The sequence below is a fragment of the Burkholderia sp. SIMBA_051 genome, assembly GCF_046534915.1.
Classification (GTDB): Bacteria; Pseudomonadota; Gammaproteobacteria; order Burkholderiales; family Burkholderiaceae; genus Burkholderia; species Burkholderia ambifaria.
Window position 1 is genome coordinate 1 of the sequence record NZ_JAWRXS010000423.1, and the last position, 262, is coordinate 262.

General features: G+C 55.7%; 1 pseudogene. It reads left to right on the plus strand.

Annotated elements, in window-relative coordinates:
• Positions 1-57: 57 nt before the first annotated feature.
• Positions 58-262 (plus strand): annotated as a pseudogene (gene gltD / locus SB771_RS35130) (glutamate synthase); the annotation flags it as partial.

The window sequence follows — 262 nt, forward strand, 5'->3', positions numbered from 1 at the left end:
GTTCGATGCGCGGCGGGAAAAGATTACCCACCTGATACAGATAGAGAAGAGAACCACATGGGCAAGGCAACCGGTTTTCTCGAGTTCGAGCGCCGCCACGAGGCGTACGAAGCTCCGCTCACGCGTGTGAAGCACTACAAGGAATTCGTCGCCGCATTGACCGACGACGAAGCGAAGATTCAAGGCGCACGTTGCATGGACTGCGGCATTCCGTTCTGTAACAACGGCTGCCCGGTGAATAACATCATTCCGGACTTCAACG